Raw genomic sequence first — 24,752 nt, 5'->3', positions numbered from 1 at the left:
AGGAGCCATTTTCTGAGTTTTAATGGTAATCACAAAATAAAACTGGTACCAGCCCATGAAAGTTATCCCGCCTTCCTTTGAGGTCCTTGATCATCTGGACTGGGAAAGCCTGGCCGTACGCATCGAATTCTGTGGCCGCATCTGCTACAAGAGCGAAGACAGGATCGACCGGAACTCGGCCATTCCCTTTGTCTCGAAGATGGCCGAACATGGCCACAATTCAGTCCTGGAAATGGGAGTGGTCACCCTGGATGTGCAGTGCGCAGACCAGGAACAGGTGGTGGAACTCTTTCTGACCCAGCCACGATACCTGCAGATCGACCGGGACGATACCCGGCTCCTGGTCACCGGCAGTGTCCGGGCCTTCCGGGAGATGCTCATGTTCCACCCCGATTGCAGGGTAGTCCGGGCCATGGCCTCTTTTCTTGCGAAACGGCATCCCTATTTTTTCAGCACCATTATCCCGGAAGACGGTCTCGAGCCGGTACCCGGGATCACGGTGGCCAAAGTGGAACTGCAGAGGGTGGATCAGCTTGAGCCCGGGAAACTGGCCCGCCACCGGCACATCGCAGTCAAGTTTATCGTCAACCGGGCCGTGACCCATGAAATCGTTCGCCACCGCCCCTGCTCCTTTCTCCAGGAATCCCAACGCTACTGCCGCTACGGCGACGCCAGGTTCGGCAACGAGGTGACCTTTATCGCCCCCATGTTCTATGAAGCCGGAACCCCTGAATACGGCCTGTGGGAAAAGGCCATGCTGGAGACGGAACAACTCTATCTCAAGCTGCTGGAGACCTCCACCCCCCAGGCTGCCCGGACAGTACTGCCCAATTCCTGCAAAACCGAGCTCATCGTCTATGCCAACCTTCGGGAATGGCACCACATTTTCACACTGCGGACCAGCAAGGCGGCCGAGCCATCCATGCGCGAAGTCATGATTCCGCTGGCCGAGGATTTCCAGCATCGTTTTCCGGCGGTTTTTGCTCCACGCTCATAAATAATAATCCCGGTTGAAGGCTGCAGTATCTGGACTTCAACCGGGACCACCCCTTCAGCGTGACACCCCATCCCCCAGGATCACCTCTCCATCTATCATTGACACGAATCCACAAACCTGTTAAATTAGCGTGATTATCACGTTTTTGCACAGGCATCATTCCTGCTGTCTGTGCCATCTTTTCTACCCACCCTAAATATGATTGAAGGAGGACCCTATGGTATTGGATCCCACCAAGCACGCTGACTGGGAAATCGCGGAAGAGGCGGAAAGCCGCATGAAAACCGTGTACCAGCTGGCGGAAGAACTGGGCATGGAAAAAGAGGAACTGCTGCCCCATGGCCATTATGTCGCCAAGCTGGATTACCGGAAGATTCTCGACCGGCTCAAAGACAAACCGGACGGAAAATATGTGGATGTGACCGCCATTTCACCGACACCACTTGGTGAGGGCAAATCCACCTGTGCCATGGGCCTGGTCCAGGGCCTGGGCAAACGCGGCAAATCCGTCATCGGTGCCATCCGCCAGCCTTCCGGTGGCCCGACCATGAACATCAAGGGCTCCGCTGCCGGCGGCGGCCTTGCCCAGTGCATTCCGCTGACCCCCTTTTCCCTGGGCCTGACCGGTGACATCAACGCCATCATGAACGCCCATAACCTGGGTATGGTGGCTCTCACCTCGAGAATGCAGCACGAGGCCAACTACACCGACGAGATCCTGGCCAAGCGCGGCCTCAAGCGCCTTGATATCCACCCGAAAAAAGTTGAATTCGGCTGGATCATCGACTTCTGCGCCCAGGCGCTGCGCAACATCACCATCGGTCTTGGCGGCAAGATGGACGGGTTCACCATGCAGTCAAAATTCGCCATTGCCGTTTCTTCCGAGATCATGGCCATCCTCTCCATTGCCACCGATCTCAAGGACATGCGGGAGCGGATCGGCAAGATCGTGGTCGCCTACGACAAGCAGGATCGGCCCATCACCACCGCTGATCTTGAAGTGGACGGTGCCATGACCGCCTGGATGGTGGACGCCATCAACCCCAACCTGATGCAGACCCTGGAGGGTCAGCCGGTGCTGGTCCATGCCGGTCCTTTTGCCAACATCGCCATTGGTCAATCGTCTGTCATCGCTGACCGTGTGGGACTGAAACTGGCTGACTACAATGTCACCGAATCCGGTTTCGGTGCGGATATCGGGTTCGAGAAGTTCTGGAACCTCAAGTGCCGCTATTCCGGCCTCAAGCCCAACTGTGCCGTGGTCGTGGCCACCATCCGGGCCCTCAAGTGCCATGGTGGCGCCCCGATTCCGGTCCCCGGCAAACCCATGCCCGAAGAGTACACCAGGGAAAATGTCGGCTGGGTTGAAGAGGGCTGCAAGAACCTCCTGCATCATATCGAGACCGTCAAGAAAGCCGGTATCAACCCGGTTGTGTGCATCAACGCCTTCTACACCGACACCGACAACGAGATCAAGGCTGTCCGCCGTCTGTGCGAGGCGGCCGGAGCCCGGGTCGCCCTGTCGCGGCACTGGGAGCACGGTGGCGAGGGTGCACTGGAATTTGCCGACGCGGTTGTCGATGCCTGCGAGGAACCCAATGACTTCAAGTTCCTCTATGACCTCGACACCCCGCTTTCCAAGCGAATCGAGCTGATCGTCAAGGAGGTGTACGGTGGTGACGGTGTTTCCTATTCGCCGGAAGCTGCTGCCAAGCTCAAACGCATCGAGGCCGATCCGGATATGAAGGAGATGGGGACCTGCATGGTCAAGACCCACCTCTCCCTGTCCCACGATCCGAACCTCAAGGGTGTGCCCAAAGGATGGACCCTGCCGATCCGCGACATCCTCACCTACAAGGGTGCGGGCTTTGTGGTCCCGGTGGCCGGCGCCATCAGCCTGATGCCGGGCACAGCATCAGACCCGGCCTATCGCCGCATCGATGTGGATGTGGATACCGGCAAGGTCAAAGGGTTGTTCTAAGCGGATCGCCTTATACGGCAAGTAAAATTTCTATTTCTGTTTGTAAAAAAACGGGTCAGAAGAGCGTGTCTCTTTTGACCCGTTCCTGTTTTTGTAGTACCATCGAAAGGAGTCGGAACAAGAAATAAATACCTGAAACAAAATTTATCCTTTCGATCAGGTCCGCTCATGGCGCCGGAAAAAACCAATCCAACAAAAAAGAGCTCCCTTAAGCGAACGGTCAAAGACCAGTCAGGCGCCGGAAAGCTGAAAATAGGCGAGCTTCTCAGCAAGGCGGGCTACATCACCGCCACCCAGTTCGAACAGGCCAAGGCCCAGCAGAAAAAAACCGGCAAACTCCTGAGCCGTATCCTCATTGAACACGGCTATATCGAGGAGGACACGGTTGTCAGTTTTCTCAGCCGCCTGCACAACTATCCGGCGGTGGACATATCCCGCGAACCGCCCTCTCCGGAAGTTATCGATCTCGTACCCTACGAAACAGCACGCCGCTTCATGGCCTTTCCGCTGCGCATGGCCGGCAATACTCTGCAGGTCACCATGGCTGAGCCCACCGATACATCGGCGGTGGAAGCACTCCAGGACGCTGTGCAGATGGGACTGAACGTCTGTGTTTCCACAGAACGGGATATTATCGAAGCCTATCGCAAGTATTACAAAATCAGCGACGAAGAGTACCAGGAACTTGTTGGCTTGCAGGAAGAGGAGCAGGAAGAGGAAGAGCAGGTTACAGAAATCGACGACTTCGGTGCCCTGGTTGCCGATGCGGCGGAAGATTTCGAAATAGAAAGTGACCCGGAAGACGAATCTGAATTTGACCAGTTCTCCGCCTCGGACGCTCCGATCATCAAGCTGGTCAACGGTATCCTGATCCGGGCGGTCAAGGAAGGGGTCAGCGACATTCACATCGAGCCGTTCGAAAAGTCCATGCATGTCCGCTACCGCAAGGACGGTTCCCTGTTCAAGTCCATGAACCTGCCCCTCACCATCAAGAATGCCCTCATAGCCCGAATCAAGATTCTCGCCGATCTCAATATCACCGAACGGAGGGTGCCGCAGGACGGCCGGATCAGAATGCGAATGGGCCGCAACAAGGCGGTGGATTTCCGGGTTTCCACCCTGCCCCTGCTCCATGGTGAAGGGATTGTCCTGCGTATCCTGGACAAAAGTTCTCTCAACGTGGACCTGACCCAGCTCGGATTCGAACAGAAAACCTTTGACGCCCTCAAACGCTGTCTGAATCGGCCCCAGGGGTTGCTGCTGGTCACCGGGCCGACCGGTTCCGGCAAGACAGTTACCCTCTATTCGGCCCTCAACTCTCTGAACCGGGAAGATATCAAAATCCTGACCGCCGAGGATCCGGTGGAGTTCAACTTCAAGGGCATCAACCAGGTCAACGTCAACACCGAGGTGGGCATGACCTTTGCCGCCGCCCTCAAAGCCTTTCTGCGCCAGGATCCCGACATTATTATGGTTGGTGAAATCCGGGATATAGAGACCGCTGAAATCGCCATGAAAGCCGCCATGACCGGTCACCTGGTGTTTTCTACTCTCCATACCAACGATTCACCGGCCACGGTCGGCCGGATGGTGGACATCGGCATTCCGCCCTACCTGCTGGCCTCGTCGCTAACCATGATCCTTTCCCAGAGGCTCGCCAGACGGCTGTGCAGCAACTGTAAAGTCAGGGAGGAACACGACCGGCAGGAACTGCTCAGTGCCGGATTCCGGGAAGAAGAGCTGGAAGACCTGGTCCTGTACGGCCCCAAGGGTTGCCCGGAATGCAACGGCCTGGGATACAAGGGCCGGGTAGGCCTGTTCGAGCTTATGGAGGTGACCGACGAGGTGGCCAAGGCCATCAATGCCGAGGTGCCGGAAGAGCAGCTGCGCAAAATCGCCATCCAGGAGGGCATGGTACCTCTGCGCGAGGCCGGCCTGCAAAAGGTACGGGAGGGAGTAACCAGTCTCCACGAAGTCCTGCGGCGGACCGTGGTCCACGAAGAGAGCCTGCCGGCTTACCTGGTCAATCCGGACGTGGAAGAGTACGAAGATGGGGATGTGATCATCCAGGAGGGCAACCGGGACAAGGATTTTTTCAAGCTTGTCCGGGGCAAGGTGGCGGTACTGCGTGGAGGCAAGAAGATTGCCGAGATCACCGAGCCGGGAGAATACTTTGGCGAGATGTCCGCCATCTCGGGCGAACCCCGCTTTGCCACCATTGTCGCGGCGGGCCGCTGCGTCATCAAGCGTTATCCCGGCGAAAAACTGCAGGAGCTTATCGAAAAATATCCCGAGGTGGCCCGCCATCTCTTCAAAACCATTGTCAGTCGACTGCAGAAAACCGACCGAATCGTGGTCAAACTCGCAGGTGGAGACCGTCAGCGCCCAAAGGTCATTCGCAGAGCCTGAACAGGACATGCACCACAAGGACAGTGAACAATGCGGCCGGGCTCAGCAGAGAAGCCGTTGGACACCGCGAAGCAGTGGCTTTATCAACAGGTAGCTGAAAAGGATCAGCAGGCCTTTTGCTCCAGCAGGGAATCGTACAGGGCAAGGGTCTGGCTGCACATCCGTTCCACTGTAAAATTTTTCAGGACCTGCTCCCGTCCGGCCCGGCCCAGCAGCTGTCTGAGGGTGCGGTCAGCAAGCAGGGCATGTAGACTCCTGGCGAGGGAAGTGGCGTCCCCGGGCCGGGCCAGCAGGCCTGTTTCTCCCGGCTCAACTGTTTCCATGCTGCCGCCGTGGGCAGTGGCGATCACCGGCCGTTCCATGGCCTGGGCCTCCACCACAGTCCTGCCAAAGGACTCCGGCTCACGGGAAGCAGAGACCACGATATCAGCCAGCGTCATGGCCGCGGCCATATCCTGACAATGATCCACCATCCTTACACGTTCTGCAAGCCCCGCCTCGACCAAACCCCTTCGCAACTCATTGACATAATAAGAATTTTCATCGATCTGTCCCACACACACCGCCTGCCAGTCCTGGTCCCGGAGCATGGCCAGAGCACTGAAAAACACATCGTGGCCCTTGAGCCGGGTCATCCGGGCCGGCAGCAGGATGACCGGACCAGCGTCCGGTCTGATATCCCAGGCAGAGCGCAACTCGGCAACCCGATTTTCTTCCACCTTTCGGGGGTCAAACTCGCCGATATCCACCCCGCGATAAATGACGACGATTTTTTCCCGGTCTATATTGTACGCTGACCGTATATGCTCGCCGATAGTACGGGAAACAGCGATCACCTTTTCTCCCCGGGTCATCACCGCACTGTACCTGTTGACCGAATAAAAACCATGGAAAGTCGTCACCAGGACCGGCCGTTTCTTTGCCGGCAAAGATTTCCAGGCCAGATACCCGACCCAGGCCGGAATCCGGGAACGGAGATGAAGAATATCTACACGGTGCCGAAGAATATCCCTGCGCAACCGCAGGATAGACAACAGTGCCCTGGGACTTTTCTCGCCCACAAAAGGATATCGCAGATGAATGCTCCCCTGGCGCTTGAGGAGTCCCACCAGTCTGCCTCCCTGGGAGATGACCAGGGATTTATGTCCGGCCCGGACCAGAAACCGGCCAAGTTCCAAAGTTCCCCTTTCCACGCCGCCTCCTTTAAGTTCAGGCAGCATCTGTACTATGGTAAGCGGTCTGGCCACCATCGGCGCAAAATCTCCCTTGCACATCGCGATGCTTCGTCAAGATGAACGGTCCGCACAGCCGATTCCTTTTCCGCGAGCATATCCTCATAGGTCACCACCAACCGCTCGCCAACCAGATAGTCGATGGACTTTCCGAACTTTGACTGCCTTTTCTTCCAGCGCACCGGCAGGATACCCACCCGGCATCCGGCAGAAAGAGCCTCATGGACCATGGACATGGAATCGGCCGTGACCCACACGGTCCCGTGCTGCTGATACGCCTCCTCGACCCAGCCGGGCGCTGTATCCTCGACCCGGTAAAAAAACACGTTGTCATGATTCTCGGCAATCCGGGCCAGAAAATCCACGGTCTGAGGGTCGGTTCGCGGAGATGAGGATATGGTCCAGGAATAAGAACGGTATCTCTGGATAATGGTTTCCACCATCTGGATGATATCGAAACTGTCCCAGTAATGACTCTTCTCATCCACTCCGCCAATAAGGATCAATCCACGACGGGAATCGTGGCGATGAGTGGCAATGGCAGTGCCGGGTGGACCTGTAGTCAGGAAAATATTTCCTTTTCCGGTCAGACCGTCATGACGGGGAACAAAACAAAGATCCATGGCCCGGCGCAACACAAGATCCGGCGCCATACAGGTCACGGCCCGGGCCCCGGACCTTCGCTTGAGAAGAACCATGGGAATATGGGTGGCCGAACCTGTGCCGATGATCAGATCACATCCCGTGCCGGCAGATCGATACGGATCAGGCAGGGGAACGTGCAGCAACCGCAGCCAGTTGCCAATTTCGCGGCCAACCCCTCGACGGTCCACAGGTACATATTCCACCGCCACCTCGGTGGACCGGGCCAGGGCGTTGACAATACCCCGGGTCTGTTTTTCGTGGCCCGGGCGGCCATCGACAAAGGCAGTGATTCGCAGGGGTTTGTTCTTTGTTTCTTGTCTCATGGTATGGCCGTTAAACACCAGGCAGGTTCAGTCCCGGAGCAGGACCCGGTCGAGGCTTCGGGCCAGGATAGATTGCAACCGTTCCTGACTGAAATATTTTTCATAAAGGCACCTGGTTCTATGTCCTATTTCTGGCAACCGATGCGGATCCTGAAGCAAGTTGCAAACCGTTGCCGCCAATCCCTGGTGATCATCAGCCTCCACCCATCCGATCTCTTCCGTGTCACCAATGGTCCCTTCATAAGCCGCCGACGTCCTGGTGATAACCGGCCTGGCGCTGGCCATGGCCTGAAATACCTTGTTGGGAATCACCCGCGCGGCCTGGGGGGTATCTCCGAAAATTCCCAGCAGAATATGCGCTCTGGCCATCCGTTTCGGGAGCTCTGCATAAGGTATCCATGGTTCGAAAGCGACATTAGAAAGCCCGGCCGCCTGCTGGAGCAAGCCGGACCGCAGGTCGCCATCGCCAAGAATGGTCCACCGGGCAGGAAGATCCCGACACAGGGCCGCGGCCCGAATTATGGTTTCGATACCATGAAGACGCAGAAAACTGCCATAAAACAGGATATCGATTTTTTCCTGGTCTTCGGGCCATCCCAGGGGAGAAAACAACTCCTCGTCCGCACCCACGGGCAGCACTGCAGTCTTCTCTGTCTGCACATCCAGATGCTGGACAAAAAAATCAGCATGACAGTGAGTATCGGCAAAGACAAGATCCGCCCGATTGAGGAGGGCTGACTCCCGTTTGCGCAATTTTTCCGCTGCTCTGGAACCAGTCGGATATTTTCGCCGCTCCAGGACCACCTTGGCAAAAGAGGAGATGAAGGGATCAACAATCAGGGGAACCTGCCATTTTCGGGACCAGAACGAGGCGGAACCGATATCGTCATGTCGGAAACAGGGTACCCATATCAAATCCGGACGTTGGGGCCTGGTCCACAGGGAATGCAGGAGGCCGAGCTGGCTGGAAAATGGCCGGAAAAAACGGACCTGCCAGCCAAGCCCGCTGAAAAGCCGGACAACAATCCGGTTGCGGGAATAGTCCTGGTCTGCCCTGCCCCAGACAAGTACGGTCTTCATATCATCTCCGATCTCCTGACAGGGATACCGATGAGAACAATAAACAGGGCCAGCACCGCCTGATAAGAAGAACCAAAAATATTGAATCCGGTCAGTCCGGAAATGAGGAGTACCACCGGCCAGGTCAGGAGTCCGGACTGCCAACCGTTGCGATGATCATCAATATGACGTACACAACTACTGAAGAGCCACCAAAAAGCTAAAAAACCAGCCAGGCCGGTGGCGGCCAGAAGCATCAGTATCAGGTTGTGTGCATGAGTGGCCTCGTTGGCGACAAGACGGCCCAGAAACCTGTGGTCGGCCAGAACCCCGCTGGCAGCTGCCACTTCGGTGTATGTTTCCTGGAATCCGGATATCCCGCTTCCCAGAAAAGGATAGCGGTGCCATACCTGGATACATACTTTCCATATATCAAACCGGTGGTAGAGGGAACTGAGCTTTTGTCCCAGTTGCGGGTCATTTCCCAGTAAAAACTGAAGCAGGAAGACAAACCCCAGCCCACCCAGGGCCAGCAGCATGGTCAATACCGGAGTGCGACGACGAAACGCATAAAGCATTGCGGCATAGAGTGCTCCCAGAGTGGCGCCAAGTGCGGTTCTCATTCCCACTTCCCACAACATCCAGCACCCGGCAGACACTAACAGCAGGAGCAAAAGCCTGTTTTTCCAGGACAGAGTCCGATCGAGCAGGGACCAGCAGAAAAAAAACGGGACAATATACTGCAGAAGTGCCGCCGCCCTGTAGCCTTCCTTGAGCTTGCCCGCATATCGGGTCCAGCCGTTGCCCAGCAGATCGTGGCCGAGGTACCGAGCCATGACCACGTTTAACAGAGCAACGAGGACACAGGCTCCAATTCCATATATCAGGGGCCGGGCAATCTCTCTTCGCCCGGAAACATCGAGCATGGCCAGGGCAAAGAGCGGAAAACGTATCATTGCGATATCATGTGCCCATCCCTTGCCGCCGGGACCATTCCAGAAAAGACTGGCAACGATCACCACGTACCAGGCGAACCAGGGAACCATGAGCGATCGCCCGGTAACAGGAAACAGTGGTCGTTTACGTTCTGCAAGCAACCGGCCAAGCCAGAGCAGACCAACCAGGGCCACCACCGGCTCGAACACAGCCGAACCCAGGAATATGGCCACGGGCAGAAAAGCACCAAGAGAAACGCAAAGGAGATCGACACGATCGGAAAGGGACGTACTGCGGCTACTATCTATTATTGGTTTTTCCATGTCCTGTCCCAGATCTGGAAGATGTCCTGCCGACGCCGTGCTCCAGTGAACATGCGTCCGATAAGTCATTTCCAGTATTCAGCTATCCACCTGGTTGGTTTTACGGTTTTATAAAATTTCTTGTACCAGGGCACGTACTGCTGGCCCCATACTCCCTGGATGGCATCCGGTGGGTTCGGACTGCCATGGAAGACGATTATCTTCGCGCCCTCCGGTATATTCGTCGGAGTCACGAAACTGTTCAGGATCCCTCCGGGCATGCAGTGCATTTTGAAGCTGCGGCACCAGGGATCGGGGAAATAATCGAAATTACCCCTGCCCAGCTCTCTAGTGATATAGAACTGCTCGGTCACATTGTTTTCCAGGACCTCGTGCTGCGCTGTCCGGTATTTTTCCAGCAGGTGATGATATTTTCCCTGATCAAAACAGAAAACCGAAGCCTGCCCGATCAGTCTGCCGGGCTGGGACCAGTTTTCGATGATGGCAAGTTTGTCCGAATAACTGAAAAAACAGTCTATATTGTCGACAATGACCACATCCAGATCAAGAAACAGGATTTTTCCCCGAATATCATATAGGTCCCGGTCAAACACGGCGATCTTGCGCCAGGCCAGGCAGGTTTTCAGATACTTTGGTTCCGGTTCCTTGAAGTCGGGCAAGGGAAAAACATCGATACCCTCCTCGATCCCACCCGAATCATCGGTGAAACAAATGAAGCGATACGGCAGGGTGATATTTCGCTGCACCATGTGATGGAGGATATTGACGTATTCAGGGCCATACTTGGTTCCCCACTTCATGCAGATAATATTGACGCTGTTCATCGATTTCCGGTCACTCATAATCGGTATCTCATCGTAAACGGTCTTTTTTTCTATCCCGTCCTGTTCAGGCCTGAATCTGCTTAAGAGTATTGCATCCGGTGGAGCAGCTCATACTCACCCCGAAGCTCCAGCAGGTCTTCATGGGTCCCCTCCTCGACGATCCGACCGTCCTTGATGACAACGATGCGATTGGCATTGACAATGGTCGAGAGGCGATGGGCAATGACCACCGTGGTCCGGTTCTTCATCAGGTTTTCCAGGGCCCGCTGAACATCGCGCTCCGATTCCGTGTCCAGGGCCGATGTGGCCTCGTCCAGGATGAGGATGGGGGCATTCTTCAAAATGGCGCGGGCAATGGAGATGCGCTGACGCTCGCCGCCGGAGAGCCGCATGCCGCTTTCGCCGATCACGGTATCAAACCCATCGGGAAAATTTTCTATAAATTCCAGGGCATGAGCTGCTCTTGCGGCCTCCCGGATCTCCTCATCGCTTCGGTTCAGATCCCCATAGGCAATATTGTTGCGAATGGTATCGTTAAACAGGATAGTCTGCTGGGTGACCATGGATATCTGGTTTCTAAGCGACTGGATGGTCACATCACGGATATCAAGCCCGTCGATGAGAATTCTTCCCTCCGTAACCTCGAAGAAGCGGGGAATCAGGTTGGTAAGCGTGGTCTTGCCGCTGCCGCTTGGGCCGACAATGGCCAGCACCTCGCCTTTTTTTATCTCCAGGTCGATGTCGTGGAGAACCTTGTTTTCCGGGTCATATTCAAAGCAGACGTGATCAAAGGTAATGGCCCTGCGGAACTCCGGCAGCACCATTGCTCCCTTTTTGTCGGCGATTTCCGGCCTGACATCCAGAAGAGAAAAGACCCGGGAGGCGGCCGCCATGCCCTGCTGGATGGTAGAATTGATCTTGCTCACACCTTTGACCGGATCGTACGCCATAATCAGGGCGGTGAGAAAGGAGAAAAACGCACCGGGGGTGGCATTGCCGCTGATCACCTCGCTGCCGCCAAACCAGATGATGAGCGCAATGGCGATCCCGCCGATAAACTCCATGAGCGGGTGCTGCAGGCTGCGCAGCTTGGCGTCCTGGATAATGACATTGAACAGACGGTACACCTGGTCGCGAAACCGCTTGCCCTCGTACTCTTCCATGCCGAAGGCCTTGACAATCCGGTTACCGGTGATGGTCTCGTGGAGGATATTGGACATCCGGGCGGTCTCTTCCTGGGAGCGGATGGACAGCCGACGAAAAAGACGGCCAAAGAAGACCACCGAGGAAAAGGCCAGCGGCAGGATCAGCAGAGAAAAAAGTGCAAGTTTCCAATTCATGTAAAAGATAACCCCGAGCAGGATTATCACCTGAAAAAAATCCCGCAGGATGCTGACCATGGCGTTGGACACCGCACCCTGCATAAGATTAACGTCCGAGATGACCCGGGAAATGAGGGTACCGGTGGGCATGGACTGGAAAAAAGAGAGGGGTTGGGTGTGGACGTGATCAAAAATTCTAATCCGCAGATCGCGGATTATGGACTGCCCCACCTGCTCCAGGAGAAAATTGTAGAGGTAGTAAAACCCTCCTTTAAGGAAAAAAATCGCGACCACGGCAAAGGGGAGCAGGTCCAGGTAGACCTGATTGCGCTCAATGAAAATCTTGTCCAGCAGGTCGCGCACAAGGTAGGCCTGGGAGCCGGTGAAGACCGCCACCATGATCATGGCGATCATGGCGACAAAAAGCTTGTTTTTATAGGGCTTGATAACGTCGTAGAGACGTCTGAGAATTTCTTTATTTGTCATCTGTTGAACGTGTGTTGTCTGCTCTGGTTAAACCCCGTGCAGGGGGAAGCACAGGGGTGCGTGCCCCTACAGTAAATGGCCGGCAAAATTGCCGCTCAGGGTCGGCTCCATTCGTCCATTGCCCCGCAGGAGGGTGGCAAAACCGGTTATTTCCCGGCTGATGGCGCCGCCGGACAAGTCGGCCAGGAGGTAGTCCACCCCGGCTTCCCGCAGCTCGCCCAGCCAGGGCAGCAGGGAAAAGGGCCAAACCGAACGGGTCACGGTGAGGCCGTCCTGCTGTTCAACCCGGAACCGCTCGTCCATGGGACTTAGGCATTGCTGGCCATAGCGGAAATGATCACCATCCAGCCGGGCGGTGAAAAGCGGAGGGCGGCCATACACCTCCATACCTATACGGACGCTTCCGGGCCCAAGCTTCCTCGCTGCCAGGGTCCGACGAAAATGGACCAGGGCTGCAGCCATGTTGGCATGATCGGTTTCCAGGGAAAACAGAATATTCCGCAATCCCAGCTCGACCAGGGCCTGGAGAGCAGCCGAGTTGAGAATGTTCAGCGTGTAGGAACCCGAAAATTTGAGCTGCCCGCGGATCTCCTCCGGAAACAGGCCCAACTGGGCCACGTGACCAAGCTGAAAACGGGTAAACCCCTCCCGCAGCAGATGCTGGATACTATCCCCAAACCACCCCAGTGCATCTTCCATGATGAGGGGCGGCAACTCCCAGACAATCCGACTCTGTGGCTTACGCAACCGGGTAGTTTTATTCAGAAAGTCAATATTTTCCCTGGTCATTGGCACCAGGATCCGCACCGGCCGGACCGGGAACCTCTGTCCCGCATCCCGCAGATGGGCCACCCGGACCCACCAGACCTGACCTTTTCTCATATTCTTTTTTCGCCGCTTTTCCCAGTGCACCCGGTTGCGGCTTCCCTGAGCAGGTTTTTTGTTTTTCTCCTCAGCCCACTCAAGCACTTCCACTATTTTCTCCACCAGTGCTCTGTCCGGTCTGGGCCCAGCACCTCCGGCCACCCGGTACCTGTCCGCAGACCTGGAGGTTTGCAAGCGTCGTTCCACATCCACCCGGAAGAGGCTGGCCCGAAAACCGCTGTCGCTCTGCATTCCCAGATCCTGGTCGAGAACAAAACGAACCAGCTGGCCCGAGCCGGCCCGTCGCACGGTTTTCCGGCCCAGACGCATAGTCCGGACCGTGAAACTCTTTCGTTCCCCGGACTGTTCATGGTGCAATCGCAGTCGTTCACCGACCCGAACCGGCTCCAGGAGCCGGGCCGTCAGAATGGTGCCCTGACGACCGTGGCGCAGCGCCTCCAGCCGCTGAACCCTGGCGACCAGTTTGCCGGTATTGCCTGACAGGGCCGGGGTGACAGCCTGCTTCGGTTTGGCGGCAAGAAAAAATCCGGGAGAGCGACGCCGGCCCATGGCTTCGTCGAGCAGTCCATGGGCCTCTTTGAGCACCCGCCGGCGCTCAGACTCGGCCTGATCCAGACTGTCGATGACCAGGCGATAGGCCCGCACGGTCTTGCGCACGTATTCGGCCGATTTCATCCGCCCCTCGATTTTCAGGCTGGCCACGCCGGCCCGGCACATCTGCGGCAGCAGATCGATACCACAGAGATCGTTCATGGAAAAGAGATAACCGCCCCCTTTTTTCTTCCTACGCCCCTCCTGCCAGCCGTAGCGCCGACGGCAAGGCTGGACGCACTGGCCGCGCAAACTGGATTTTCCGCCATGGAGGCTGGAAAAAAGACAGAGCCCGGAAAAAGAAAAACACATGGCCCCGTGGATAAAGATTTCAAGCTCTGCTCCGCTCTCCTCCCCGATCCGCCTGATCTCGTCCAGGGTAAGCTCCCGGGCCAGAACCACCCGGGAAAAACCGAGATCACGCAGGTAGCCTGCGGTCATGGAGTTATGTACCGACATGAGAGTCGAGGCATGCAGTGGAATATGAGGAAAAAACCGCTGAGCAAGCCAGGCAAGCCCGAGATCCTGGACAATAAGCGCATCCGGCCGCAACTGGGAAAAAAGTGACAGGGCCTCGACAGCTCTCAGCAATTCATCCTCTCGAACCAGGCTGTTCATAGCAATATGAACATTGCGTCCGCGGTCATGGGCGGCCTGGATCATACCGCGGAGTTCTGCAAAGGAGAAATCCTTTGCCAGGGCCCGGGCGTTCAAGCCTGGTGCGCCAACATAAACAGCATCAGCGCCCTCTTCCAGGGCAGCCTCAAAACTTGCAATACTGCCGGCCGGAGCCAGCAGCTCTATTTTTTTCAATGGTGTTTGACTCACTGATTATGGTTGGAAAATCAACGGACAGCGTCAACAAGGTCCGTTGGCGGGACAGTGGATGGGACAGGCAGGATAAAATAAAAATTGTTTCCCTCGGGAGTGGGTTCATAACCCACGGCACCGCCATGCAGCTCAATGACATGACGGATAAAGGAAAGTCCGTGGCCGGTACCGGGAATACCCTTGCTGTCGCGGCCGCGCATGCCATCCTGGAACAGTCTCTTCTGTTCGTCCTCGGGCAGGTGGGGCCCTGTGGTAAAAACATTGAATTTAATACCCTTCTTGCCCGGTTCAGGAAAATCATCGACCAGTTCCCGGCCATAGGCCATGGCCTTCCTCGGCTGTCCCTGGTGGTTCACCACCTCCCGGGTATACTTCGCCGCGTTGGAAAAAAGATTGGCATAGACCTGGGCCAGGAGCCCCACATCCACCAGGACCTGAAATTCTTCCTCAAGCATGTTGCGCGGTTTTTCCACCGTCACTCTGGCCGCCTTCAACCGGGAGGCATAATGCTCCAGCTGCGGATAAATGATCTCCTTTTCCACAAAACAGCGCCGGGGCCGCAGCACCAGGTGTCCACGTTCAAAATGCTCGCGACGAAACAGGCTTTCAAGGAACAGGCTGATGTTGGCATGATGCTTCACCAGTTCCTGCTGGCAGGAAAAAAAATCTCGTTTCACCCGGTCACAGTGCGCAAGCCACCGCTCACATGCCTCCTCGTCCACCGCCTTGTTGCCGGTCCCATCACAGGCCAGCCGACGGCCCTCATCCCTGAGATCGTCCAGTTCATCGATCCTCTTGCGCAGCTGATTGAACAGGTGACGGAAATACATATTGGGCACAATGACATTGTGCTCGATATCCATAACCAGGGTGTTGATAAACTTGAGATGATCGATATTCTGCAAGGCGATCAGCCGGTTATGAAGGTTGAACCCGATCCTGTTGGTATATTTCTGAAAAAAGAACCGGTCTGACTCGTCCATGCGTGCCAGTGGCTTCACCTCATACATGCCAAGAATCCGGCTCCAGCCGCCGGCCCCGCCTGAATCGCCCCAGAGCGATGTCTGGCGCTGACCATTGCCGCCATTGACATCCACGACCTCTTCCGAACGTCCCACAGGCATTTTGGCATAGATTGGGATCAGATATGAATCACTGGTTTCATACGGGATGGATGAGAGATGGATCGGCTCCCGGGCCGGTTCGGGCGGCTTGAGAACACCGTGCCGGGAATCACAGACCAGTTCCAACCGGGAACTGGTCTCGTTTATCAGGTACAGCCGATTGGCAAAACCGGTCATCTTCAGCGGAACCGCGACACAGATCCTGTAGAAGTCATCCAGAGAATCGAATTCCTGGGCCAGGTCGAAAAAGGCCTTGAGAAAGTCATTATAACGGCTGCTGAAGTTGTACCTGTCGTAGCTGGCGGATTTCTCCTCTACCCGACGACAAATACGCTCAAACTCACGCTGGGAGGATGATTTCTTTCCGGCAGCCACAAATATATCTCACACTCCGTGAACAACCACTTCGTCACGATCCGCTTTTTCTCTGAGCAGCACATCCACCCGCTCGCCAGGTTCCACCCGAACCTCCATGCCCACGTAATCGGGCTGGATGGGCAGCTCCCGTCCACCGCGATCCACCAGCACGGCCAGCTGAATCGTATCCGGCCGGCCATAGTCCATGATCGCGTCCATGGCCGCACGGATGGTCCGGCCGGTGAAAATAACATCGTCCACCAGGATAACTCGTCGATTGTCCACCAGAAAATCGATATCGGTCTTGCGGACAATGGGATTTTGCGAAATCAGACTCCAGTCATCCCGATACAGGGTGATATCAAGGCTCCCCAGCGGCAGTTCCCCTTCTTCCATGGCAGTGATCTTTTCATGGATTCTCCGGGCCAAAAACACACCACCGGTGTGGATTCCAATGATTGCCAACTGCTCCAGACCGTGATTGCGTTCCAGAATTTCCATGGAAATCCGGTCCAGGCTCCGGTCAATATCCCGGGCCATCATGATGGAACGTGTGGTGTTCATCGCTGCACCCTGTTCCAAAAATAATCCACTCCTTTTTCGTCGACCAGGTTGATGGCCTCGGGAAATGCTTCGCATTCCCTGGCAAACACTTTGGCCGCAATATCGTCCGGGCTGTCGTCGTCATCAAGCGATACGCATTTCTGGACCACGATGGGTCCCTCGTCGTAGACCTCGTTGGCGAAATGAACGGTGCAGCCACTGACCTTGCATCCCCGGGCTTTGACCGCCTCGTGGACATGGTGACCGTAAAATCCGTCGCCACAGAATGAAGGAATGAGCGAGGGATGGATATTGAGCACATTTTTCCTGAGATGGTCCGGAGGGGTATAGAGCTTCAGGTAGCCGGCCAGAACGATCAAGTCGATGTCATAGCGGACCAGGATTTTGTTGATCGCCTCGTTGTCCGGTGCATGAAAGGCTGGATAACCATACTTCCTGGCCTTTTCCAGCCCAAGCGCATCGGCCACATTGGAGACAACAACCTGGATTTCGGCCCGCAGAGCCCCATCCTGAATCCTCTCATGGAAATTATCCAGGGTCCTGCCGCTGCCGGAGAGCAGCACTGCCATTTTCTGCATATTCGTAAATATCTCCTATCTTGAAAGCCTGCTACTCCCCTGAAAAATAGGGATTCGTCTCAACATCAACCTGCTCCAGCCAGCGGGCGATGGCCGTGTCGTAACTGGAGGTCATCTGGAACACCTTGACCGCCAGTTTGAAGCGGGTCTTCAAGGTGGTGTTGCCGGTGGTTCTGATCTCGGAGAGTACCTGGGCATAGTCGGCGGGATCGACGATCACGGTCACATCCCGGAAGTTCTTGGCCGAGGCGCGCAGCAGGGTCGGACCGCCGATGTCGATATTTTCAATGGCATCGGCCAGGGTGCAGTCGGGATCGGCCACGGTCTTTTCAAAGGCGTAGAGGTTCACGGCAACGATATCAATGGGTTTGATCCCATGCTCGGCGCACTGACTTTGGTGTTCCGGATTGTCCCGCTGATAAAGAATTCCGCCATGCACCAGGGGATGAAGGGTTTTGACCCGGCCGTCCAGCATCTCGGGGAAACCGGTGAATTCCGAGACATCTGTCACCGAAATGCCACTGTCCCGCATCTTTCTGGCTGTGCCACCTGTGGAAAGTATCTCCACACCCAGCTCGGTCAGTTCCCTGGCAAAGTCCTCGATACCTGACTTGTCTGTCAGGCTGATCAGCGCGCGTTCTACCTTCTTCATGGTTGTCTAACTCCTGTTCTCCTAATCCTTTCGTAGAAATTGCCGAATCCGCCGCCTTTCCCGTTTGTCGGGACGTTTGGCAGGCCTGGCAGCGGGCGCCCGGATGAGTCGGCGCTCTTCGCGCTCCTGTTCCCGGCGCTTGAGAGATTCCGGTGTTTCCTCGTACAGGGTTCGGGCGACACTGGCCGGTCCCCGGCGATCGCTTAAACCAAGGATGTCCACCGTGAATTCAAGCTCACCCCGGCGGATCACCATCCGGTCACCAATGGCCACCAGGCGGGACGGCTTGACCCGCTGACCGTTGAGATGGACATGGCCGCCGCTCACAGCCTTTGCAGCCAGCGACCTGGTCTTGAAAAAACGGGCGGCCCAGAGCCACTTGTCGATCCGTACCTTGTCTTTATCTGCTTCCCTGTTCACACATAATCCTCTGTAAGGTTCCAGAAACAGCAAGGTACCATATTTTTTCCGTGGTATCAAACATACCGGACGGGTTCAGTCTTAAATCAGGCCCACTGTCATACGGACAGGCAGAAGCAGAGAGGGGATGGTTGTGGATTCAGGTTGTCGTAAAAGAAAAAATGCGGTAAGTCAGGCTCCAGTTATGAAACTTCACAATGTAGGCATAAAAGACTTCACCTGCCCTGTCCGAATCCGGGAAAAAAATGGGGCCAGGCAGCAGACCGTGGCCGCCATCAGCCTCCAGGCGGCCATGCCGCACCGGTTCAGGCAATCCTGTGTCAGCGTGTTCACCGCGGCCCTGGCCAGGTACCGCAAGGATATGCACGCGAGTATCTTTCCGCAGCTCCTTTGCGAAGTACGCGATCAGCTCCAGGCCCAGACCGCGGAAATGCGCATGGATTTCCCCTTTTTCATCGCCAAGCAAGCGCCGGTCACCGCGACAAGTTCTCTCATGGAGTATGACTGCGCCTTCACCGGCCGCACCAGTGAAAAAAGAGAGGACGAGCTGCTGCTCACGGTCCGGGTGCCTGTGACCACGCTCTGCCCCTGCTCCAAGGAAATCAGCGAAGCCGGGGCCCACAACCAGCGGGCCGAGGTAACCCTGACCGTGCGCCCGAAAAAATTCATCTGGTTGGAAGAATTGATCGAGCTGGTGGAACGATGCGGCTCCTGCGAGCTCTACGCCCTGCTCAAACGACCGGATGAAAAATATGTAACCGAAGCGGCCTACCAAAACCCAATGTTTGTCGAGGATGTGGTCCGGATGGTCTCCCAGGAAACCATGAAACTGGACGGTATCGACTGGTTTTCCGTCGAGGTGGAGAGTTTCGAATCCATCCACAAACACAGCGCCTATGCCCACGTGGATTCCGATGACCTGGAGTAGCAGGCTGCCGCCGACCGGCCGTTCGTCTTTCTAAAGCCCTCCCAGGCAGAGATACTTGATTTCCAGGTACTCATCGATTCCGTACCTTGAACCTTCCCGGCCGATACCTGACTCCTTGATACCGCCAAAGGGGGCCGCCTCGCTGGACATGATGCCGGTATTGATCCCCACCATCCCATACTCCAGGGCCTCGGCCACGCGCCAGACCCGGCTCACGTCCTGACTGTAGAAATAGGACGCCAGGCCATAGGGGGTATCGTTGGCCATGGCCACGGCTTCCTCTTCAGTATCAAAGGCAAACAGCGGCGCGACCGGCCCAAAGGTCTCCTCGCGGGCGATCAGCATTTCCGGCGTCACATCAAGGAGAATGGTGGGCTCAAAGAAAAAACCATTGCCCTGGATCCGTTTGCCGCCGCAGGCAATCCTGGCGCCCTTGTCCACCGCGTCGCGAATCTGTTCCTCGACTTTTATCACCGCGTTCAGATCAATAAGCGGCCCCTGGTTGACCTGCTCGTCAAAGCCATTGCCCACCCGGAGCTGCTCCTGGACCGCGGTGACCAGTTTTTCGGCAAAAGATTCATAAACGCCGCGCTGAACAAGCAGACGGTTGGCACATACACAGGTCTGACCAGAGTTGCGGTATTTCGAGGACACGGCTCCTTCCACGGCCGCATCAAGATTGGCGTCGTCAAAAACCAAAAACGGGGCATGACCGCCAAGCTCAAGCGATATCTTCTTGACCGTGGAGGCACAGGCCCGCATCAGCATCTTGCCCACCTCGGTGGAGCCGGTGAAACTCAGTTTGCGGACCTTGGAATTTTCCGTCAACTCGGCCCCGATCTCCCGGGCCGGACCAGTGAGGACATTGAACACTCCCGCCGGGATGCCGGCCTCTTCGGCCAGCCTTGCCAGGGCAAGGGCGGAGAAGGGAGTTTCGGCGGCAGGCTTGACCACCACGGTGCAACCGGACGCCAGAGCCGGCGCTACCTTGCGGGTGATCATGGCCGAAGGAAAATTCCACGGCGTGATAGCCGCACAGACACCCACAGGCTCTTTGAGAACAATGATCCGCTTGTCCCGCTGAGCCATGGGAATCGTATCACCGTAGATTCGCTTGGCCTCTTCAGCGAACCACTCCACATAGGAAGCACCGTACAAAACCTCGCCCTTTGCTTCGGCCAGCGGCTTGCCTTGTTCCGTGGTCATTATGATCGCCAGGTCATCCTGGCTCTCAACGATCAGGTCATACCAGCGACGAAGTATGTGCGCCCGTTCTTTCGCGGTCTGTCGACGCCATGATTGCCAGGCCTCCTCAGCCAGGTCAATGGCCAGGGATGTTTCTTTCCGGCCCAGAGCCGGAACCTGGCCGACACACTCACCTGTGGCGGGATTATGCACATCGATGACGCTGCCACCCTCGGCATCAATCCACTTTCCACCGACATAACATTGCTGCCTGAAAAGTTCCGGTTTTTGTAAATTCATCGGTAAACCCATTACTCTTCCCACACCGCAGGAAAATGTGGTACTCTTTAAGAAAATATGCCGTCAATCCGGCTCCTGAGGAGATCCGGTTGCCGCAACGAAAAACACACAAACCACCCATGGTACCATCTCTGGATACCTTTTCAAGGTTTGCGTAACCAGGCAAACAGAACAACCCGGAGATTCATCCTTTTATGAACACAGACCTGCGCCGATCAAAAAGGGACAGGGTCTACCTTCCCATCTCTGTCTCTGCACAGGACGGTATCAGCGGCGAGCGCCTGGCCGGGCCGTTTTCCAGCCGGATTATAGACATTTCTCTCCACGGTGCCTGTCTGCTTATGACCCAGGTTATGTGTGGCTCATACCACATCTTCCACACCACCCGGGAAAATGATTCCTCCCTCCTGCTGCTTCATATCGATATCCCGCCCGAAATCGTCAACCTGGCCCTGCCTGCCCGGCCCGTATGGCTCGACATCTACCATCAGGACCAGATTCGGGCCTTCAAGATGGGAGTCGAATTTCTGACAAGCCCGGATGGAGAACAGATGAAGCGGCTCCAGCGGCTCATGCGGCAGTACCGGAGGAGTAAAGAAATGCTGTAGCCACTGCCGGCCTGTCAGCGGGCAGCAACAGGGTCTCCCTTAACCGCGTAAACACCAATCTCCTCGTCCACTCCCCGCAACCGGATAAATCCGGCCTGTTCCACTGCCACCTGCTGCTTGATTTCCCGACGCACGCTGTCGGTGACATAGATCTGGCAGGCCGTTGATTCGGCAGCCAGCCGCTGGGCTATGTTTACCTGACTGCCGATAACAGTGTAGTCCAGGCGGCGGGACGAGCCGACGTTGCCCAGAAACATCTCACCCCTGGTGATGCCGATCCCCAGATCCACATTTTCGAACTCCGAGCAGCGGCAGGCCCATCTTGCCCGCAACGCACCAAAACGACGCTTGATGGCCAGTGCGGTCCGTATCGCATTCAGGGATGCGTTCTCCAGCAGGATCGGGGCGCCAAATATCGCCAGGACCGCATCGCCCATGAACTTGTCAACAGTTCCCCGGTACTGAAAAATAGCATCGGTGAAAATCTGGAAAAAAGCATTGAGAAAGGTACGCAACTCGGTCAGATCCAGGTGCTGTACCAGGCCTGTAAAATTCCTGATATCGGCGAACAGCACCGTGACGTCACGAATCTCGCCCAGATCAAGCAGGTTGGAATCGCTGGCAATGAGAAGTTCGGCCACTTCCGGAGCCACATACTGTTCAAACAGGGTGCGCACCCTGACCTTTTCGGCCATGATCCTGGAAGCCCGAACACTGTCAAGGGCCATGGCAGCCTGACTGCAGATAACGGCCAGCATCTCGATATCGGCTTCGGTGTAAGGGGCACCGCTCCCGGTTCGACTGATATTGAGTACGCCCAGTACCCGGTCCCGCACCTTGAGAGGAAAAGAAATAGCGGTGGAGATATCCGGCCGCTTAAGGAGGGGAGCGAAAACAGACTCTTCCTGATCCTCCCGGTTAAGCAGCACTGGCCGGTCCCGGGCATATACCCATCCGGAGATCTGATCTCCCGACCGGATACGAATGGAGCGGGCCAGTTCTTCGTCCATGCCCCGGCAGGCGACAATCTTCAGACAGGACTCTTCCTCGTCAAAGAGCATCACCGAGATTCGGACAGCGCCGGTCTGCTCCTCCACCACGTTGAGCAGGGAATCCAGCACCTCATCTTCACTGGCCGAACTAAGAAACTGCTCCCCGAGGCTGTACAGGGGCACCAGGGTCCGCAGCCGGGTGTTTTCCTCCTGCAGGCGCACCAGCGCCATGGCCCGTTCGACCTGGGCCCGCAGCTGCTCACCGTGTACCGGAGTCTCAATGATCCCAGAAAAACCGACATCCAGAGCCCGGCGCAGCAATCCGGCGTCCGCCGGGTTGCCTATCAGCAACCCGCTGAGATGCGGATGCCTGACCCGGATCGATCCGAACCAGTCGATCCCTGAAGTTGCATCAAGTTCCGCCTCGACAAGGGCCAGATAGATCTCTTTCTGCTCACAGAGCAGCGCGGCCTTCCGGACATCATGGCACCGGGTCACCGCATATCCATCCAGGAATTCGAGGAAATGACCGGTATCGGTGCCACCTGCGGTCAGCAGCAGAATATCTGATTGCATAAATACACTCGTGAACACGTAAACATGGTATATTATGTCATCTTAACACCGCGCTGGAAGCAAGGCAAGCTACATGGGCTGGAGATTTCCCTGCTTGACGCCTATTCCAATCCCGCCCATAATATGGCCATGGTGGAATCGACCCTGACAAACATACCGCTTGCAGAACGCATGCGCCCCGGCACCCTGGAGGAATTCGTCGGCCAGGAACACCTGGTTGGTCCGGGTCGCCTCCTCCAGCAGCTCTTCGACCAGGGCGTGGTCCCCTCCCTGCTCCTCTGGGGCCCGCCCGGTTCAGGCAAGACAACCCTGGCATCCATCCTCGCCTCGCGGGCCACGGCAAAATTCGTCTTTTTCTCCGCCGTTCTCTCCGGGGTCAAGGAAATCCGGAAAATTGTCGAGGAGGCCAAAAAACGCCGGGAAATACAACAGAGCACCATTCTTTTTGTCGACGAAATCCACCGCTTCAACAAAAGCCAACAGGATGCTTTTCTGCCCCATGTGGAAAGCGGGCTCCTGGTCCTCATCGGGGCAACCACCGAAAACCCTTCTTTTCATGTCATTGCCCCCCTTCTCTCCCGGTGCCAGGTCCTTGTGCTCAACCCCCTGGAACCGCAGCACATCAAAGTTATTGTTCAGCGGGCACTCAAGGACCCGCGGGGTCTGGGACGCCACAAGCTCACCATAGAGGACAAAGCTCTGGACCTGCTGGCCCGGGCCGCGGACGGCGACTGCCGCCGGGCCCTGAACTGTCTCGAGACCGCAGCCACCCTGGTGCGCCGGGACGACCCAAAAAACTCTGCCGCCCAAAAATCGGGTACCCTTTCTCTGGCACTGGTGCAGGAAGCCCTGCAGAACCGCACCCTGCGTTATGATACCGGGGGCGAGGAACACTACAATCTGATTTCGGCTCTGCACAAAAGCATGCGAGACTCCGATCCTGACGGGGCCATGTATTGGACAGCGCGGATGCTCGAATCCGGGGAGGACCCTCTCTACATAACCAGGCGTCTCATCCGTTTTGCTTCGGAGGATATTGGTAACGCTGACCCGCAGGCTCTACAGGTGGCACTCAACAGCCGGGAGGCCTACCACATGCTCGGCACCCCGGAAGGGGAACTTGCCCTGCTCCAAGCCGTGGCTTACCTGGCCACAGCACCCAAGAGCAACGCCATCTACCGAGCCGAGAAACTGCTCAAACAAGAGATCAGAAAAACCGGATCCCTCCCTGTTCCCATCCATCTTCGCAACGCGCCAACCAAACTGATGCGTGATCTCGGATACGGCAGGGACTACCAGTATGCCCATGACCGGCCAGACGGACTGGTGGATCAGCAACACCTGCCGGACCGGCTGCAGGGTAAGGTGTTCTATGAACCCAGCAACCGGGGCTACGAGGCTGTCATCCGGGACCGCCTCCTGAAATGGCGCAAAATCCTCAAACAACGGGCACAACTCCATGCAAAGAAAAAATAACCGTCTTTTCCTGCTCCTGCTGTTTTTCCTGCTTGTGGCCAGCCTCCTCCCGGCGGCCGGCCATACCCGGCAGGATACCGGGGAGCAATTCCTTTTCTTTTACAGCAACGACATCCGGGGCGAAACCGAACCCTGCGGCTGAAAGTCC

20 protein-coding genes and 1 pseudogene are annotated in these 24,752 nt (G+C 56.4%); 7 read left to right on the top strand and 14 right to left on the bottom strand.

Going from position 1 to position 24,752, the window contains the following annotated elements:
- Positions 1-55 precede the first annotated feature (55 nt).
- From ACXJJY_RS01215 to pilB, 3 genes are all read left to right on the top strand, one after another.
- Positions 56-997 (top strand): FAD-dependent thymidylate synthase, encoded by a 942-nt coding sequence (locus tag ACXJJY_RS01215; RefSeq protein ID WP_456384841.1) that lies wholly within the window; start codon positions 56-58, stop codon positions 995-997.
- Positions 998-1,214: 217 nt separating this feature from the next.
- The gene (locus ACXJJY_RS01210) at positions 1,215-2,978 is read left to right on the top strand and encodes a formate--tetrahydrofolate ligase (RefSeq protein WP_456384839.1); all 1,764 of its coding nucleotides are present in this window, start codon (positions 1,215-1,217) and stop codon (positions 2,976-2,978) included.
- Between the two features lie 168 nt (positions 2,979-3,146).
- A complete protein-coding gene (gene pilB, locus ACXJJY_RS01205; RefSeq protein ID WP_456384837.1) occupies positions 3,147-5,387 on the top strand; it encodes a type IV-A pilus assembly ATPase PilB in 2,241 nt (746 codons plus the stop codon).
- Between the two features lie 104 nt (positions 5,388-5,491).
- Here the strand turns inward: pilB and ACXJJY_RS01200 are convergent, their stop codons facing one another.
- The 12 genes and pseudogenes from ACXJJY_RS01200 to ACXJJY_RS01145 form a co-directional block, all read right to left on the bottom strand.
- Positions 5,492-6,637: a glycosyltransferase family 4 protein gene (locus tag ACXJJY_RS01200; RefSeq protein ID WP_456384835.1), complete on the bottom strand. Its 1,146-nt coding sequence runs from the start codon at positions 6,635-6,637 to the stop codon at positions 5,492-5,494.
- Positions 6,613-7,587, bottom strand: coding sequence for a mitochondrial fission ELM1 family protein (locus tag ACXJJY_RS01195; protein ID WP_456384833.1), 975 nt, complete (start codon positions 7,585-7,587; stop codon positions 6,613-6,615). The genes ACXJJY_RS01200 and ACXJJY_RS01195 overlap by 25 nt, the downstream gene beginning before the upstream one ends.
- A 27-nt stretch (positions 7,588-7,614) precedes the next feature.
- Positions 7,615-8,667 (bottom strand): glycosyltransferase, encoded by a 1,053-nt coding sequence (locus tag ACXJJY_RS01190; protein ID WP_456384831.1) that lies wholly within the window; start codon positions 8,665-8,667, stop codon positions 7,615-7,617.
- The gene (locus ACXJJY_RS01185) at positions 8,664-9,905 is read right to left on the bottom strand and encodes an O-antigen ligase family protein (RefSeq protein ID WP_456384830.1); all 1,242 of its coding nucleotides are present in this window, start codon (positions 9,903-9,905) and stop codon (positions 8,664-8,666) included. The genes ACXJJY_RS01190 and ACXJJY_RS01185 overlap by 4 nt, the downstream gene beginning before the upstream one ends.
- 65 nt (positions 9,906-9,970) lie before the next feature.
- Entirely contained in the window at positions 9,971-10,747 is a 777-nt protein-coding gene (locus tag ACXJJY_RS01180; RefSeq protein ID WP_456384828.1) for a glycosyltransferase family protein, read from the bottom strand.
- Positions 10,748-10,809: 62 nt separating this feature from the next.
- Positions 10,810-12,537 carry a lipid A export permease/ATP-binding protein MsbA gene (gene msbA / locus ACXJJY_RS01175; protein WP_456384827.1) on the bottom strand — a complete coding sequence of 576 codons (1,728 nt, stop codon included), beginning with the start codon at positions 12,535-12,537 and terminating at the stop codon, positions 10,810-10,812.
- Between the two features lie 66 nt (positions 12,538-12,603).
- Positions 12,604-14,826: a peptidase U32 family protein gene (locus ACXJJY_RS01170; RefSeq protein WP_456384826.1), complete on the bottom strand. Its 2,223-nt coding sequence runs from the start codon at positions 14,824-14,826 to the stop codon at positions 12,604-12,606.
- Between the two features lie 32 nt (positions 14,827-14,858).
- The gene (locus ACXJJY_RS01165) at positions 14,859-16,343 is read right to left on the bottom strand and encodes a sensor histidine kinase (RefSeq protein WP_456384825.1); all 1,485 of its coding nucleotides are present in this window, start codon (positions 16,341-16,343) and stop codon (positions 14,859-14,861) included.
- A gap of 9 nt (positions 16,344-16,352) precedes the next feature.
- The gene (gene pyrR, locus ACXJJY_RS01160; protein WP_456384824.1) at positions 16,353-16,889 is read right to left on the bottom strand and encodes a bifunctional pyr operon transcriptional regulator/uracil phosphoribosyltransferase PyrR; all 537 of its coding nucleotides are present in this window, start codon (positions 16,887-16,889) and stop codon (positions 16,353-16,355) included.
- A complete protein-coding gene (locus ACXJJY_RS01155; RefSeq protein ID WP_456384823.1) occupies positions 16,886-17,467 on the bottom strand; it encodes a formyltransferase family protein in 582 nt (193 codons plus the stop codon). Before ACXJJY_RS01155 ends, pyrR begins: the two co-directional genes overlap by 4 nt.
- A gap of 76 nt (positions 17,468-17,543) precedes the next feature.
- A pseudogene (locus ACXJJY_RS01150) lies at positions 17,544-18,119 on the bottom strand (IMP cyclohydrolase); the annotation flags it as partial.
- A gap of 21 nt (positions 18,120-18,140) precedes the next feature.
- On the bottom strand, positions 18,141-18,539 hold the full coding sequence (locus ACXJJY_RS01145) for an RNA-binding S4 domain-containing protein (RefSeq protein ID WP_456384822.1): 399 nt from the start codon (positions 18,537-18,539) through the stop codon (positions 18,141-18,143).
- 184 nt (positions 18,540-18,723) lie between these two features.
- On the opposite strand from ACXJJY_RS01145, the gene folE2 reads away from it, so the two are divergent.
- Positions 18,724-19,467: a GTP cyclohydrolase FolE2 gene (gene folE2 / locus ACXJJY_RS01140; protein WP_456384821.1), complete on the top strand. Its 744-nt coding sequence runs from the start codon at positions 18,724-18,726 to the stop codon at positions 19,465-19,467.
- A 30-nt stretch (positions 19,468-19,497) separates the two neighbouring features.
- On the opposite strand, the gene ACXJJY_RS01135 is transcribed toward folE2, so the two are convergent.
- Positions 19,498-20,952: an NAD-dependent succinate-semialdehyde dehydrogenase gene (locus ACXJJY_RS01135; RefSeq protein WP_456384820.1), complete on the bottom strand. Its 1,455-nt coding sequence runs from the start codon at positions 20,950-20,952 to the stop codon at positions 19,498-19,500.
- 194 nt (positions 20,953-21,146) lie between these two features.
- On the opposite strand from ACXJJY_RS01135, the gene ACXJJY_RS01130 reads away from it, so the two are divergent.
- Entirely contained in the window at positions 21,147-21,560 is a 414-nt protein-coding gene (locus ACXJJY_RS01130) for a PilZ domain-containing protein (protein ID WP_456384819.1), read from the top strand.
- A gap of 14 nt (positions 21,561-21,574) precedes the next feature.
- On the opposite strand, the gene ACXJJY_RS01125 is transcribed toward ACXJJY_RS01130, so the two are convergent.
- A complete protein-coding gene (locus ACXJJY_RS01125; protein WP_456384818.1) occupies positions 21,575-23,128 on the bottom strand; it encodes an adenylate/guanylate cyclase domain-containing protein in 1,554 nt (517 codons plus the stop codon).
- Between the two features lie 123 nt (positions 23,129-23,251).
- Between ACXJJY_RS01125 and ACXJJY_RS01120 the strand changes: the two genes are divergently transcribed.
- Together ACXJJY_RS01120 and ACXJJY_RS01115 are read left to right on the top strand one after the other, a co-directional pair.
- Positions 23,252-24,604: a replication-associated recombination protein A gene (locus ACXJJY_RS01120; RefSeq protein WP_456384920.1), complete on the top strand. Its 1,353-nt coding sequence runs from the start codon at positions 23,252-23,254 to the stop codon at positions 24,602-24,604.
- Positions 24,588-24,746, top strand: coding sequence for a hypothetical protein (locus ACXJJY_RS01115; RefSeq protein ID WP_456384817.1), 159 nt, complete (start codon positions 24,588-24,590; stop codon positions 24,744-24,746). The genes ACXJJY_RS01120 and ACXJJY_RS01115 overlap by 17 nt, the downstream gene beginning before the upstream one ends.
- Positions 24,747-24,752 lie beyond the last annotated feature (6 nt).

Source organism: Desulfolithobacter sp. (assembly GCF_054025815.1).
This window is presented reverse-complemented; position numbering and strand designations above follow the sequence as displayed.